General features: G+C 70.4%; 14 protein-coding genes and 1 pseudogene. 8 read left to right on the top strand and 7 right to left on the bottom strand.

Features of this window, described 5'->3' with window-relative positions; translation table 11 throughout:
- Positions 1-278 precede the first annotated feature (278 nt).
- Together AB0E91_RS04135 and AB0E91_RS04130 are read left to right on the top strand one after the other, a co-directional pair.
- Complete coding sequence (locus AB0E91_RS04135) at positions 279-539, top strand: CopG family transcriptional regulator (protein WP_361774810.1); 261 nt, start codon at positions 279-281, stop codon at positions 537-539.
- Positions 536-979 carry a PIN domain-containing protein gene (locus AB0E91_RS04130; protein ID WP_361774807.1) on the top strand — a complete coding sequence of 148 codons (444 nt, stop codon included), beginning with the start codon at positions 536-538 and terminating at the stop codon, positions 977-979. The genes AB0E91_RS04135 and AB0E91_RS04130 overlap by 4 nt, the downstream gene beginning before the upstream one ends.
- Before the next feature lie 543 nt (positions 980-1,522).
- Here the strand turns inward: AB0E91_RS04130 and AB0E91_RS04125 are convergent.
- On the bottom strand, positions 1,523-1,768 hold the full coding sequence (locus tag AB0E91_RS04125; RefSeq protein ID WP_361774804.1) for a hypothetical protein: 246 nt from the start codon (positions 1,766-1,768) through the stop codon (positions 1,523-1,525).
- 224 nt (positions 1,769-1,992) lie between these two features.
- Here AB0E91_RS04125 and AB0E91_RS04120 point away from each other — a divergent pair, with 224 nt between their 5' ends.
- Positions 1,993-6,216, top strand: a complete 4,224-nt coding sequence (locus AB0E91_RS04120; RefSeq protein WP_361774801.1) for a hypothetical protein — start codon at positions 1,993-1,995, stop codon at positions 6,214-6,216.
- A gap of 47 nt (positions 6,217-6,263) precedes the next feature.
- On the opposite strand, the gene AB0E91_RS04115 is transcribed toward AB0E91_RS04120, so the two are convergent.
- Together AB0E91_RS04115 and AB0E91_RS04110 are read right to left on the bottom strand one after the other, a co-directional pair.
- Positions 6,264-6,512, bottom strand: a complete 249-nt coding sequence (locus AB0E91_RS04115; protein ID WP_361775159.1) for a hypothetical protein — start codon at positions 6,510-6,512, stop codon at positions 6,264-6,266.
- 80 nt (positions 6,513-6,592) lie between these two features.
- Positions 6,593-6,871: a hypothetical protein gene (locus AB0E91_RS04110; protein ID WP_361774798.1), complete on the bottom strand. Its 279-nt coding sequence runs from the start codon at positions 6,869-6,871 to the stop codon at positions 6,593-6,595.
- A gap of 235 nt (positions 6,872-7,106) precedes the next feature.
- Between AB0E91_RS04110 and AB0E91_RS04105 the strand changes: the two genes are divergently transcribed.
- From AB0E91_RS04105 to AB0E91_RS04090, 4 genes are all read left to right on the top strand, one after another.
- The gene (locus AB0E91_RS04105; protein ID WP_361775156.1) at positions 7,107-7,949 is read left to right on the top strand and encodes a helix-turn-helix transcriptional regulator; all 843 of its coding nucleotides are present in this window, start codon (positions 7,107-7,109) and stop codon (positions 7,947-7,949) included.
- Positions 7,931-8,140, top strand: coding sequence for a DUF397 domain-containing protein (locus AB0E91_RS04100; protein ID WP_361774795.1), 210 nt, complete (start codon positions 7,931-7,933; stop codon positions 8,138-8,140). Before AB0E91_RS04105 ends, AB0E91_RS04100 begins: the two co-directional genes overlap by 19 nt.
- 177 nt (positions 8,141-8,317) lie before the next feature.
- Entirely contained in the window at positions 8,318-9,271 is a 954-nt protein-coding gene (locus AB0E91_RS04095) for a hypothetical protein (RefSeq protein WP_361774792.1), read from the top strand.
- A gap of 112 nt (positions 9,272-9,383) precedes the next feature.
- Positions 9,384-10,166: a hypothetical protein gene (locus AB0E91_RS04090; protein ID WP_361774789.1), complete on the top strand. Its 783-nt coding sequence runs from the start codon at positions 9,384-9,386 to the stop codon at positions 10,164-10,166.
- Here the strand turns inward: AB0E91_RS04090 and AB0E91_RS04085 are convergent.
- The 4 genes and pseudogenes from AB0E91_RS04085 to AB0E91_RS04070 all read right to left on the bottom strand — a co-directional run bounded on the left by AB0E91_RS04085 (position 10,147) and on the right by AB0E91_RS04070 (position 12,547).
- Positions 10,147-10,991: pseudogene (locus AB0E91_RS04085) on the bottom strand (IS5 family transposase). The gene AB0E91_RS04090 and the pseudogene AB0E91_RS04085 overlap by 20 nt on opposite strands.
- Positions 10,992-11,028: 37 nt before the next feature.
- On the bottom strand, positions 11,029-11,367 hold the full coding sequence (locus AB0E91_RS04080) for a hypothetical protein (RefSeq protein ID WP_361774786.1): 339 nt from the start codon (positions 11,365-11,367) through the stop codon (positions 11,029-11,031).
- Positions 11,364-11,993 (bottom strand): SigE family RNA polymerase sigma factor, encoded by a 630-nt coding sequence (locus AB0E91_RS04075; protein ID WP_361774783.1) that lies wholly within the window; start codon positions 11,991-11,993, stop codon positions 11,364-11,366. The genes AB0E91_RS04080 and AB0E91_RS04075 overlap by 4 nt, the downstream gene beginning before the upstream one ends.
- 71 nt (positions 11,994-12,064) lie before the next feature.
- The gene (locus tag AB0E91_RS04070; protein ID WP_361774780.1) at positions 12,065-12,547 is read right to left on the bottom strand and encodes a hypothetical protein; all 483 of its coding nucleotides are present in this window, start codon (positions 12,545-12,547) and stop codon (positions 12,065-12,067) included.
- 501 nt (positions 12,548-13,048) lie between these two features.
- On the opposite strand from AB0E91_RS04070, the gene AB0E91_RS04065 reads away from it, so the two are divergent.
- A complete protein-coding gene (locus AB0E91_RS04065; RefSeq protein WP_361774777.1) occupies positions 13,049-13,480 on the top strand; it encodes a hypothetical protein in 432 nt (143 codons plus the stop codon).
- Position 13,481: the final 1 nt, after the last annotated feature.

The raw sequence follows: 13,481 nt of genomic DNA, 5'->3' as shown, positions 1-13,481 counted from the left end.
TGCCCCGCCAACATTGCCAAGGGCAGCAAACTCACCTCCAGATTCACCAGAGCTGTTTCGGACGGAGCCTTGGGGCGGTGTGTGGTGCTCAGGCTCTGTGCTGCGCGGGTTCTTACGCTCGGCGCCGGCTGGAATGCGTCAGGCGGGACCTGTGCGGAGTGGCGGGCAGCGTTCAGGCTGTCGTCTGGTGTTCAGCCCGTTCTGCCGAGACGACTTCGCGGCATGGCCTCGAGTGCAACAGACATACATCATTGTGGTACATACGCTAGCCTTGGTACATGTCGATGAAGCGCACCAACGTCTACGCCGATCCGGAAGACCTCGCGATCATCAAAGAGGCCGCGAAGCGGCGCGGCATCAGCGAGGCCGAGATCATCCGCCAGGGTATCCATCTCGCGGCCATGGCCAACCGTGTATGGGACGAGCCTCTCTTCTCCCGCACCTTCCAGGGAGCAGGCCGCACCCCCGGTAAGCGTGATGTGCGTGACGCAGTCGCCGATGCCGTGCGCCGTGAGACCGGGGCCGGGACCGCTGCGTGATCATCGTCATCGCGGACACCTCCGGGCTGCTTGCGGCGCTCGACTCCGCCCACCCCGAGCACCAAGCGTCGAACGAGGCCATCATGGCTGCCGGGCTCCTGGTGATGTCCCCGCTGCTGCTCGCGGAGATCGACCACGTCGCCACGCGCGAGCTCGGCCGTGAAGCGGCGCTGAGCGCGGTCGACGACATCCGTCATTGGGTGCGACGAGGCCGTGTCGTTCTGCCCGAGATCACCGAGGACCATCTGGGTGTCGCCCAGTCGGTACGCGCCCGCTATCGCGACTTGGACCTGGACCTCGCGGACGCGGTGAACGTGGCCCTTGCCGCTGAGTACGACACCGACGCGGTACTCACGCTCGACCGGCGCGATTTCCGGGCTGTGCGCCCACTGGGTCGGCACAAGGTGTTCCGGGTACTGCCCGACGACCTGCCGATCTGATTTCGGATGGTGTCCGGCTGTGTCGTCCGTCGGGTTCAGTCGGTCGTGACGCTCGTATGACGCTCGCGGCCCTCGCGGACTCCCTGGTGGGGCATGAAACCCCATCTCACCTGCAGTTTCCTGGATGCGGTTCCGGCCGACATCTTCCCGATGACGCATCATGTGGAGTGTGTGGATTCTGGAGCCGGCGAAGTAGGGCGGTTTACCTGGGATTTCGCTGTGTTCATCGGCTACTCGACCTGTTTTCGCTCGTCCAACCGGTGGATTGGCGGCGATCCTCGGTAGAGGCCACCTGAGCTGCGGATTCAGGCAGGTGCGGCGACAGCGGGACAAGCTGTGTCCGTGTGTTCCTCGGGCTGCTGACGCTCGCATGACGCTTGTTCTGGAGCCCCGTCACATCGACAGCAGCCCCCAGATGCGGAAAGTTTCGGAGATGTGGTCGCCCGGCTCCACCTGGGCGCGCGTCCGGCCCGGTGGCCACTGCCACCGTCCCGGGCGGCGGCACACGGTGAAGTGCCGTTGCCCGGGAGGCCGCATCCCACGTCACCGGCGGCGTGGCAGGCGCCGTACCAGCCGCCTGCCACGGGTCCGCCGGGGCGGCCGCGGGCGGGTGTGCATCGAGGCGAGGATGAGCGCCCGCTCCTGCGGAGTGGCCCCGCGCGTCAGCCAGATCAGCGTGAGGTGCCGTACCGAGGTCCGCGCGAGGACGAGCGCCGCGGTGGCGGTACCGGCAGGCCCCGGGGTGTGAGGCAGGGTGTGCAACAGGTCGAGGATCGTGTCGAGTGTCATTTTCGGCTCCTGGTCCCAGCGAGGGCTCTCCCGGTGTTTGAGCCTCAACTGGCCCTGGGGAGAGGCCGGTCGGTGACCGGCCCACACAGGTGACTCCGGCACCGCGTTTCTTCGCCCGCCCCGCCCGGCCGCACCCCCCGAAACACGTTTACCGGCCGCCGCGACCTGGCAGGATGTGGGGAATTCTTCAGCGCAGCACGCCGGGGGAAGTGGTGAAGAAATCGGTGAACGCGCGATCGCTGCCACCGGGGCAGGGCCGCAAACTCGACTGGACGTCGGTGGCGGACTGTTTCGACCAGAAGACCCGCCCGCACACCGCCTGGCTGTGGCGGGCACTGGCGCACTGGACAGCCGAACACGGCGATCCCGAGACCGGATACCAGCCGCGGAACAAGAAGGTCGGCGAATGGATCGGCGTCCGCGAGTCCGCTGCGACGGCCTGGCGCAAGGGCGAGCTGTGGAATCCCAAGTGGCTCGGAGTCGTGCGCGACCGGGTGGGCTGCGACCCGGCCACCTGCGATTCTCCGTACGCGGACGAGGACGAGCTGTTCAAGAGGCTCTACGCCGCGGATCAGGAGGAGAAGGACAAGAAGGGGCCCGCGGTGGTGCCCGCCCGCCGGTCCCCGGCCGGCGCCAGCACGGTCGTGTCCCGGGCCGCCGACGCGCCCGCGCGGCTCGCGTCTGTCATCCACCGGTCGGTCCCGGCCCAGCGGGACGAGACCCGTGCCGCCCTCCGCAGAGTCGATGCGGCCGACCGTCGGACCGTCCGTGCCTGGGAGGCCGTCGTACCCCTGCTCGACGACCCCGACCGGGCCGCCGTCCGGCTGCGTGACGTCTACGTCACCCGTCAGGCCCAGAAGGCGCTCGTCCGGGGCCTCAACAACCAACTGGTCAACCGCAGCCCGCAGGGCAGCGCCGTGCTCGGTGAGCCCGGTACCGGCAAGAGCTGCGTGCTCTGGGGAGTACGCGAGGAGCTGCTCACCGTCGGCTGGACGGTCGTGGCGGTCTCGGCGTCCGCCCTGCTCGACACCCCCGGCCACCCCGCGGATCTCAGGCTCCAGGAGCTGCTGGACGCCCTTGAGACGCGCCTGTCGGACACGCGTGCCCGTAAGGGAGCCCGCCCCGTCGCCCTCCTGTTGGACACCGTGGACCTGCTCCTCCACGACGACACCGACCAGGGACGGAACCGGCTGGTGGCCCTGGTCAGGGGCGCCCGGAAGCTGGGTGTCGCCGTCGCCCTCGCCTGCCGGTCGGCCGAGGCGCGCAGGCTGGAGGAGCACGACCCGGCGGGTATCGAGGCACTGCTCACCAAGGAGCATCTGGAGGGCTACGACGACGGCCGCGCCGGGGCGGGTGCCGCGCAGCACGTCGGCGCCCCATGGGAGCCGGGCTCCGAACTCGACCGTGCCGTGGAAGCACACCTGCGCGTCTTCTGCCGCGACCACGGAAGGCCGAGCCCGCGCGAGGACGACAGTGCGGAGGGCAGCCGTCACGGACGGGGCCCGGTGGAGCCGCTGGCCCGGCGGATGCGCTCGACGCTCGTGTACGCGGCGGCACGGGGACTCCCGCTCGGACAGCTGATCCGCCACCCCCTGTCCCTTCGCATGCTGTTCGACGTCTACGCCCCCGCCGGCCCACGCGACAAGGACATCGACGTCGCCGGCCTCTTCCAGGAGTACTGGGAGGCTCGTGTGACCGAGGACGTCCGGCACGCCGTCCTCGGCGACGATCCGGCGGACGACGAGGCCCGGTGGAACCTCTCGGAGGAGGTACGGGTCCTGGGCCTGGCGATGCTCCGCGAGGGCAAGCCGGAACTGCACCGCGCGGACGCCTGGACCACCCTCGTCGCGCACACGGACCTCAGACATCGACGCGCGCAGCGGGCTGTGTCCGTGCTGCTGCGCCGGGGCGTGCTGCGCAAGGTCGAGGGCGGCCGCATCTCCTTCCACCACCAGGCGTTCGCCGAGCACGCCGCCGGACAAGCCCTGCGGTTCGCCAGGCGAGGACTGGCCGCAACTGCCGACCGCGTGACCCGCCATCCGGACGACCTCCTCCTTGCGGAGGCCGCCAGGCACGCTTTCCACATCGCGGACCGCGACGGCGCGTCCGGCTGGTACCCCGCACTGGAGACGCTGACGTGGCACGACCACGCGGCCACCCGGCTCACCGCCCTGCGTATCCATGCCGGCCTGCGCCACCCCCCGGAGAGCGCGGTGTCCCTGGCCGTGGAGATCCTGCGGAACGCCGACCCGTGGCAGACCGCGGCATACATGACGGTGCTCACCGGTACCAGCAACCCGGCCGAGTCGGCCTGGCCGCGCACCCTGCGCGCCGTCTGGGACCGCGACGACACCCGGGACCGCCGCCGGGTGCTGATCGCCGTCACGCACCTCGCGCACCAGCAGCCGGAGCAGGTCGCGCGGTTCCTCTCCTCTCTGGGCCTGCTCGACTTCGCGGGCCGGGAACACCTGAAGTACCTTCCCTACGGCCGGGACCTGACCCTTTTCCTGCTCGCCCTGCACATCGTGGCACCCGGGAAGTGCGCGACCGGCGTCACCAGGCTGCTGGACGCGGCGGTCGCCTTCGGCGACAAGCCCGTTCTGCTGCACACGCTGACCGCGCTGGCGCACCTCGTGGACCGGCACCCCGGCCCGTACGACGACCACGCCGCGGGCCTGCCCGAACTCCTCGACGGCCTCCAGCAGAAGCAGTGGCAGGCGGCTCTCGACAAGCTCGTCGACGTGGCGGCCCCCGCGTGGGCGTCCACACAGCGAGCGGCCACTGCCACGCAGATCGAGGACGTCGTCAGGTCCGTGGCCGAGTGCCTGAAGTCCGGCTCTGCGGGCCCTTCGGGCGCGCTGCGGCTGCGTGCCCTGGCCGAGGTGCTCTCCACCAGGTCCCGCGGACTGGTCCACCGCTGCCTGAACCTCCTCGCGGACTCGGCGGCCTCACCCGAGTCCGCCGAGCGCGTCGCCAAGTACTTGCTGGCGCCCCTCCTCGCCCGGGAGCCGGAGCAGAAGGGCGTCCTCGCCGCCCGCGACTGGTGCCGCCGCCATCTCTCGCCGACGGAGCTGACGGACGGAACGGACGCCGACCGTGGTGTCACGGGCGTGATCGCCAGGGCCCTCGCGGCGGACAAGGTGCCTCTGCCCGCCGCGACGGTGGCGGCCTGCCTGCCCACGCCGCCGGACCCGGCCCGCTGCCGCGAGTCCACGCTGCGGCGCTGGCTGAGCGACCCGTGGCCGCCGTCCCTCACGGTGGCCGCCGCCGCAGGGGGCCACCCCGTGGCCGGGCGCGCCCTCGCCCTGCACGTCACCATGGAGCCGCCCGCCACCGACGCCTACGCGGTACGGCTGAGGGAGGCGATCGGCCGTCACGCCGCGGACCACCCCGGCGCTCTCCTCGGCCCGCTCCAGCGGGATGCCGCCCGAAGCGGCGACCTGAGCGGACTGAAACGCCTGGCCGGCATGGGACCCGAGATGATGACCGTCATCCTGGAAGACCCAGGGCACCGGGAGACCCTGCTCACCATCGCCAAGATCCTCCAGGACTCGCCCGCCGGGCTCAAGGCCCTCGGTGTCAGACTGCGGATGCTGGCGACCTCCCGGGGCGGCCTGATTCCGGTCCCCGTCGACGAGGTGGTCGCCCTCCTGGAGGCCACCCGCAACGGCGAGGTCCAGAAGGGCGTCCTCGCCGGCGTCGGCGAACAACTGCACAGGCACACCGCGCAATGGCGAAGCCAGGACCCGTTCGGCAGACTCACCCCGGTCCTGGAGGCCATGGAGAACCGGGGACGCGAGACGCGGGCCACGGCCGGCCCGCCGTACGACCACCATGCCCGGCAGTTCATGCTGGCCGCCAACGAGGCGTACCTTCTGCGGATCGCCCTGCACGCCCACTTCGACGACCTCGGCGCGCAACCCGTGGCAGAACTCCTCAGCGACTTGGAGGACTTGGTCTTCGCGGACCTCCCGCTCTTCCTCCCGCCGGGCGACCGGGAGATCGCCCTGCACGCATGGCGCCGTCGCTTCGAGCATCTGCCCCACCTGTGCCGCCGCCTCGCCGACGCGGACCACCGGGCGGCCGCCCGCGGCCTGCTGGACCGTGTCCTCGACTTCACCAACCGGGTCCATCCCTCGGGCAAGGGCAACTGGCGCGACGGCCTGGCCAACGACTGGCGGCGCTACCTCCGCGTGGTCAGCCTGGAGGACCGGGCGCAACTGACCGACACGATCCTCGACTTCGCCGTCCGGGACATCGCCTTCGCCAAGCAGCTGGTGGAAGTCGCCGGCCAGAGTCTGGGCGACATCTCACCGGAGCTGTACGCCCTGATGCGCGATCCGAGGACTCCGCCCGCCCTCATTCCGGCCCTGCGCGGTACGGCGTCGTGGGCGGGGCGAGCGGGGCATGGGGAGGCTTGGACGGAGGTGTTCGCGGAGGTTGCGTGAGGGGCGGAAGGCATTGCTTGTGGGGTGAGTGGCTGTCTGTGGGGCGCTTACTGCGGCGGCGGTACATGGGCGCTTCTGCCGGTTTCGGGGCTGCGGTCCGCAGGGGGCTCGGGGCTGCCGAGGGCGGTGGGCGGTCCGCGCAGGCCGAATCCGATGCGGCTGCGGTGGTTGGCCTCGGCGAGGCGGGCGCGCAGCAGTTCGGCGGGGGTGAGCAGCTGGACGTGCCGTGGGTGTACGTCCCATTCCCGGCCGCCGGAGAGAGGGCGGAGCTGGAGGTGCGGCCCTTCGTGGCCCATCACGATGCCTACGCGGTCGTGGGTGAGGTCGCGGACCGCGGTGCCCGGCGGAGGAGGGGAGTCCGGGCCCGGGGAGGTGGTCACCGGTGAGCGCCTTCGGCGATGACGGCGGCGAGGGCGACGGCGACCGGGGCGGAGCAGACGCCGAGGTGGACGAGGGCGTACTGGGCGCTCGTGGGGGCACGGCCATCTTCGTCGACTCCGGCGGGCTGGTCCGGGTCCTCGGGGAGCGCCTCGTTCCAGGGAGTACGGACGTCCATGGCGGGGAGCTGGATGCCGGCCCGGGTGAGCGCGGCGGCGAGGGCGTCGCGGGCGGCAAGGGCTTCACGGAGCTTGGCGCTGGTGGCGCTCTTGGGCATGGGAGGTCCCTTCGGTGGGGCTTTTCCTGATTCGGACACCGCGGTCCCGCCCGGCGAATTACGCTGGGTAGTCGGTGTGTTACGAGCATGCCGCCCGGGTCGGGCGGGAGGTGCCGTAGGGGCGGGGTCGTTCCGCGTCCGGCGGCGTACGTTCCACAACTTCCACGTGAGCGAGCACGAGGGCCGGCCGCCGGCGTCGACGGAGACGACCGGACGGCCCGGAAGGGGAGTCGCCTTGCCGGAGCGACGCGTAGTCACGGGCCGTAGCCAGGAGCCGCGGCGGCGGTTCGCCGAGGAGTTACGGCGACTGCGTACGGCGAAGGGGGACAGCCTGCGGCAGCTCGGGGAGCGGCTGGGGTGGGACTGGTCGCTGTTCGGGAAGATGGAGAAGGGCGAGACGCTGGGCGGACCCGAGGTCGTCCAGGCGCTGGACCACTACTACGGGACGCCGGGGTTGCTGCTCGCGCTGTGGGAGCTGGCGCGGGCCGACAAGACGCAGTTCCGCGAGCAGTACCGGCAGTACATGGCCCTGGAGGCCGAGGCGGTGAGCCTGTGGCACTTCGCGGTGAGTGTGCTGCCGGGGCTGTTGCAGACGCCGGGGTACGCGCGGGAGCTGCTGGCGGCGGGCGGGCTCAAGGGCGCTGAGCTGGAGAAGCAGGTCGAGGCTCGGATGGGGCGGCGGGAGTTGCTGGAGGGGGAGGATGCGCCGCCGTTCAGGGCGATCTTGTCCGAGGCTGCGTTGCTCACTCGGCTTCGGGACGAGGGGGCGTGGCGAGCGCAGTTGGAGTACCTGCTGGAGGTGTCGGAGCAACCAAACGTGACCGTTCACGTGTTGCCGTTCAGCGCTGGACTGTACGGGCTGGATAGTACGGATGTGTGGTTCCTGCGGCTTCCCCGAGGGCATACGGTCGCTTACACAGAGAACGCACATCGCGGCGAGCTGATCGAGGAAGGCGGCTTTGTTGAGCGCCTGCAACGCGCCTACGATGCGGTACGCGACATGGCTATGTCCCCCGCCGAGTCGCGGAAGTTCATCCTGTGCATGTTGGAGGAAGTGCCGTGCGACCCCTCGACTTGAACGCCGTGACCTGGCACAAGAGCTCTTACAGCAATTCGGACGGTGGCGCGTGCGTTGAGGTCTCCAACGACTTTGCTCACTTCGTTCCCATCCGCGACAGCAAGAACCAGCATGGCCCGGTGATCGCGTTCGCGGCCGGTGGCTGGGCCTCGTTCGTGGCGGCCGTGAAGCGTGGCGAGTTGAGCGGCTGAGATCGAACGCAACGACGGCCCCGCACCCATCACTTGGATGAGTGCGGGGCCGTCGCCGTACGCCAGGCTCCTCGCTCCCTCGGTCACGATTGGATCTCGCTCGCTGCGCGAAGGCAACTTCACATGATCTTCACGAGTCGCACACGTGCGAGACACGTACCAGCCTCAGGGGAGACCATGAACCGTCCGCAGCAACTGTCGTTCGGAGCGCCGGAGTCGAGGGGGTCTCAACTCCCGGTTCCCGGAATGGGCAACGCGTGGCGCAGGGGCCTCGGAGCCGCCGCGCTGATATGCGCGCTCCTGACGGGCTGCGGCAGCGGCGGCGACGAGCCGGTGAAGGCGAAGCCCGCGCCCACCGTGACCGTCACCGCGACCGTCACGGCCACCCCCGAGGCGATGACCAGTCAGGTGAGCAGCACGCTCGCGGAGGCCACCGGCGTCGCCGAGAAGCACGGGTACGACGTCTCCGCGCACGACGCGAGTGACAAGGACGTCTCCCCGGGCGGCGACTGGAAGGTGTGCTTCGAGAAGTACACCTACGACAGTGCCGAGTTCGCCGCCGTGACCTCGGACGCGCCGTGCCCCAAGACGGACGGCCGCCCGATCCCGTGGCCGGCCATGCCGACCACGGTCGGCGGCACTTACGCGCACGCCGCCGGGGCCGTCGCCAAGGCGACCTCCGGCGACATCACGGTCAAGGCGTCCTACAAGGACGAGGACGTCGACGACTCCCAGGCCTCCGAGGGCGACTACGACGACTGGAAGGTGTGCTTCCAGACCCCCGCTCCCGGAACCCGGCTCGTCGGCGACCGTGACGTCACGCTGTGGCTGACCGAGAGCCACTGCCCCGCCGCGAAGGGTACGTACAAGGACAGGACCAACGACCCGAACTACACGCCGCCGAGCGACACCAGCGGCAGCGGTTCCTCTTCCTCGGCCTCCTCCGCCTCGGGCGGTTCTTCGTCCAGCACCGGTGGCGCGACGACCTGCGAGATCCGCTCCAACGCGGGGAACTGCTACAACGCCGGCCAGTTCTGCCGCGGCAGCGACGTGGGCAGCTCCACCCATGCCGCGAACGGCCGCCTCATCTACTGCCGCGACGAGGGCAGCTGGAACCGCTGGAACTACTGACCCGATGTCCGCACGGCTGGTGCGTCCTCTGCCGGGTCGATGCGTGCGCGTTCCGTCCCGGTGTGAAATCGCCCCGGTGCGACTGTCAGTGCCGTCTGCGACTCTGCTCGTCATGACGCGGACCGAATTCGGGAGCCTTTCGCTCTTCTGGGGTTGTTGGACCTTCTGCGAGGCGTTGTGGATCGCCTTGCTGTGGTGGACCCGTAGCCGTGTGCTGGGGAACGTGGTGTACCGGTTCCGCGGGGCGTGGCGCGTCCGGCGGGGTGCGTGCGCCAGGCGCGTCGACGCGTTGCTCTCGGAGTTGACGGACAGGGGCGTAGCGGCGCGAGGCAGGCCGGACACGGGCCAACTCGTCGACCGCCGGCACCGTGTCGTCGCCGGGCGGTGCGTCTCCGTACTGCTCCAGACGGTGCCGCTCCTGATCGTCGTATTTCCTTTCTGGTGGGCGACAACGGTCGCCGGGACCAGGGACATGCCCTTCTGGATGTTCGCCGCCGTCACCGGTTTCGGTGTCGTCTCCATCACGCTCATGGCCGCCGATGAACGCGCCACCACTGTCTCCGACCCGGCCGGGGTCGTTACGACGGAGTCGGTCCGCTTCCTGGAGATGCTGCTCATGCCGGCGCGACGCCGACCCCAGGATTCCGCGCTCGACGACCACGGAAGGTTCTTCGGGCGCCTCTGCGATGCCCTGCGCGCCCAGGCCCGCTACGGCACCCGAACCATGCGGCCCGGCGCGCGCGAGCGGGTGTGGGAGACCACGGAACGACTGATCTGGGCACTCGCCGACGCGGATCAGCGCTACCTCTTCGGTGAGGGAGACGACCGTGAGACCGCCGTACGAGACCTGTCCCGGCTAGGCCGTTTCTTTCGGATCACCTTGCCGACCAGATGAAGATGGCGGCGAGGTGGAGTCCGGCGAGGTAGATGGTGGCGGTCTTGTCGTAGCGGGTGGCCAGGCCGCGCCACTGTTTGAGTTTGTTGATGCAGCGCTCGACCGTGTTGCGCTGTTGGTAGGCGTCGCGGTCGAAGGCCGGTGGTCTGCCGCCGTGGCTTCCGCGCCGTCGGCGGTGGGCGGCCTGGTCTGCGGGCTGCGGGATCACTGCGCGGATCCCGCGTCGCCGCAGGTGGGTCCGGATTGCGCGGGACGAGTAGGCCTTGTCGGCCAGGATCACGTCCGGTGTCGTTCTGGGCCGGCCGACTGGCCGGGGCACCCGTAAGCGGGACATGACCTGGTCGAATGCCGGTGCGTCGCCTGCCTGGCCGGGCGTGATGACGAAGGCCGGCGGGCGGCAGCGGCTGTCCGCGGCGAGGTGGATTTTGGTGGTCGGTCCGCCGCGGGATCGTCCAAGGGCATGGTCGTCCGGCTCGCCGGCCGGGGCCCCTTTTGACGGGCCCCGGCCGCGTGCTGGTGAGCGCGGACGATGGTGGAATCGACCGCGACGACCCAGTCCAGGTCGCCTTCGGCGTCGGCCTGGGCGAGCAGAGCGGTGAAGACCTTCTCCCAGGTGCCGTCGGCGGCCCACTTCCGCAAGCGGTTGTGGGCACCTTTCCACGAGCCGAAGTGCTCGGGCAGATCCATCCACGGCGTCCCGGTGCGGTACTTGAACGCGATCGCATCAATCACCTGCCGGTGATCACGCCACCGCCCACCCCGCTTCGGAGTCCGGTCCGGCAGCAACGGCTCGATCCTCGCCCACTGGGCATCAGTCAACGACACACATCAACCAACGACCTGATGATCTGAAGGAAACAGCCTAGGGTCCGGACGGGATGGCGGAGGGCACCGGGTTCGGGTCGGTGGAAGGTACCGGGTGCGGGTCAGTGGGGGTGGGGGTGACGGTGGGGTTGGACTGGCCGGCGGGGGGTGCAGGGCGGAGGTGGTCCGGGGGGTTGGAGGACAGCAGGAGGACGACGGCGGCCGCGGCTGCCGCGGCCGCCGCGACGGCGACGGACAGTATCCGCCGCGTCCGGCGTGTGCCCCAGGTTCTTCCGGCGGGCGGGCGGGCCGGTGACAGGTCGTGGGCGCTGATGAGCCGCCCGCGCGCTTCGAGCGCGGCACGCAGTCGTTCCTCGATCGGCGCCGGATCAGTCATCGGTCCCCCTCCAAAAGCTTCTCCAGGGTGGCGAGTGCGCGGCTCGCGGTCGACTTGACGGTCCCACGGGACACGCCCAGGGTCCCGGCGATCTGCGCCTCACTCAGGTCGGACCAGTAACGCAGGACCAGTACCTCGCGCTGGCGCTCGGTGAGCCGCGCCAGCGCGTCGAAGACCTGCCGGTGCTCCTCGGCGAGCAGCAGCGGCTCGTCGACCGGCGCCCCCGGGCCCTGGTACGGCGGGGTGTAGGCGCGCGCGGTACGCCGCCGACGCAGCACCGAGCGGGCGGCGTTGACCACCGCGGTATGGAGGTAGGCGTGCGCGTCCTGGAGGTTGTCCAGCCGTTCGCCGTGCCTACGGCAGACGGCGGCGAAGGCGTCCTGGACGACGTCCTCTGCGGTGTGCAGGTCGTCCACCAGGAAGGCCGCCAGCCGGACCATGTCGAGCCGCCGGGTCCGGTACAGATCGGCGAGTGTGGGGGAATCCTCCTCGCCGTCCTGGTCGGCCACCGAACGCAGGTGCCGGAATCGTCGGCCGGGGTGCGGCGCGCTCGACGCCGGCGACGGGGTGGTTCCGGCGCGGCGCAGGAGCCGGGCCCACCAGGGCAGGGCAACGGTGAGCTGCATCGTCCTCGTTCACATCAGGAGCGTGGCGGGGCCGGCTCCGGTCCGACCCCGCCACACCTATGGTCGGCGGCTCAGCGGCTGGTGTGACCCGGGTAGGGCTTGCCGTTCGCGTCACCGGGGACGGGCTGCGGGTAGGGCTTGCCGTTCGCGTCTCCCGGGACCGGCGTGGGGTCGGTGTGGGTGGAGGTGTGCGTGCCGGGGGTGGAGGGGACCGGCTGCGGGTAGGGCTTGCCGTTCGCGTCACCGGGGACCGGGGTCGGGTCGGTGTGGGTGGAGGTGTGCGTGCCGGGGGTGGAGGGCACGGGCTGCGGGTAGGGCTTGCCGTTCGCGTCTCCCGGGACCGGCGTGGGGTCGGTGTCGCCGGAGGTCTGCGTGCCCGGGGTGGACGGTACGGGCTTCGGGTCGGCCGGTGCCGACTTGGCCGGGTGCGGGTGGCCGGCGGTGGCCGCCTGGGCGGCGATGCCGCCGCCCGCCACCAGGGCGAGACCGGCAGCCGACCCCAGCACCCAGGTGCGCAGGGAACGGTTCGACTTCTTGGGACGTATGTGCCGCATGGGAAACGACTCCAAAGAGTGCGGAGACAACACTGACGGTCGGGCAGCACCGGGACCGGAAATCCCGTCCCTGTAACCGCCCTTCACCCCACCAGACGTGCGGCCCCATCCGAGGTTGTCGCGGCCCGAGAAAAATTCCGCGGCCTTCGTCGGGGCGGCCGGTGAACGTCCGCGCGTGGACGGCGGTGATGCCCTGGGCGGGGCCGCCCACGCTCCGCGCAACCGCTGCACCGACACCCGCGGCGACCCGACCTGCCCCGCTCCGCCACCTGCCCCGCTCGGCCACCTGCCCCGCTCGGCCACCCGCCCCGAGCGGTGCTCGAAGCGTCGGCGTCCTGACCCTTGACCAGTGCGCGGGCGAGAGTGCCGACAGTTGTCGTCCGGCTCCGGGAAATCGGCTACCGGCCTTTCCGTGGACGGTAGTTGTACGGGAGGGGTGATCGGGGCGGAGGCCGCGCGGGTACGGTGGAGTGGCCTGCCCGGATGGACTTGGGGGAATTCATGACGTTCGAGCAAGAATGGGCTGAACTACGCACGGCGGCGGCAAAACGGACTGCCACGCAGATCGACAGCGTTCCGGCCGACGGTGGCGGAAGCGGGGGTGGCGGGAAAGACCTTGTGGTCAATCGCGACGACCTCGGCGCCATCGGCAATGACGCGTACGACCTGCTGGGTCGGCTGACGAAGGAGGGTGATATCGCCCGTTCCTCCACGTTCGACGCGGCGACGGCGCTGACCAATGGAAACTTCGTGAGCGGTTCGGCCGTGCTGAAGGTGCATGACTTCTGGCAGACGCACCTGAAGACGCTGCGGGACGCCTGCGCGCAGATTTCGAATCACCTCGACTACAGCAAGGCCCAGCACGCCAAGGACGAGGCGAAGATCGAGGGAGATCTGAAGCGGATATCCGTGCTAACGGAATACATGAAATAGG

Origin of the sequence: Streptomyces sp. NPDC026659 (assembly GCF_040638245.1) — a bacterium.
In the GTDB taxonomy this organism is placed as follows: domain Bacteria; phylum Actinomycetota; class Actinomycetes; order Streptomycetales; family Streptomycetaceae; genus Streptomyces.
This window is presented reverse-complemented; position numbering and strand designations above follow the sequence as displayed.

Coding starts and splice junctions, on each gene's coding strand:
- AB0E91_RS04135 (WP_361774810.1), top strand. CDS start 279: ATGTCGATGAAGCGCACCAACGTCTACGCCGATCCGGAAGACCTCGCG.
- AB0E91_RS04125 (WP_361774804.1), bottom strand. CDS start 1,768: ATGACACTCGACACGATCCTCGACCTGTTGCACACCCTGCCTCACACC.
- AB0E91_RS04115 (WP_361775159.1), bottom strand. CDS start 6,512: ATGGGCCACGAAGGGCCGCACCTCCAGCTCCGCCCTCTCTCCGGCGGC.
- AB0E91_RS04110 (WP_361774798.1), bottom strand. CDS start 6,871: ATGCCCAAGAGCGCCACCAGCGCCAAGCTCCGTGAAGCCCTTGCCGCC.
- AB0E91_RS04095 (WP_361774792.1), top strand. CDS start 8,318: ATGAACCGTCCGCAGCAACTGTCGTTCGGAGCGCCGGAGTCGAGGGGG.
- AB0E91_RS04090 (WP_361774789.1), top strand. CDS start 9,384: ATGACGCGGACCGAATTCGGGAGCCTTTCGCTCTTCTGGGGTTGTTGG.
- AB0E91_RS04080 (WP_361774786.1), bottom strand. CDS start 11,367: ATGACTGATCCGGCGCCGATCGAGGAACGACTGCGTGCCGCGCTCGAA.
- AB0E91_RS04075 (WP_361774783.1), bottom strand. CDS start 11,993: ATGCAGCTCACCGTTGCCCTGCCCTGGTGGGCCCGGCTCCTGCGCCGC.
- AB0E91_RS04070 (WP_361774780.1), bottom strand. CDS start 12,547: ATGCGGCACATACGTCCCAAGAAGTCGAACCGTTCCCTGCGCACCTGG.
- AB0E91_RS04065 (WP_361774777.1), top strand. CDS start 13,049: ATGACGTTCGAGCAAGAATGGGCTGAACTACGCACGGCGGCGGCAAAA.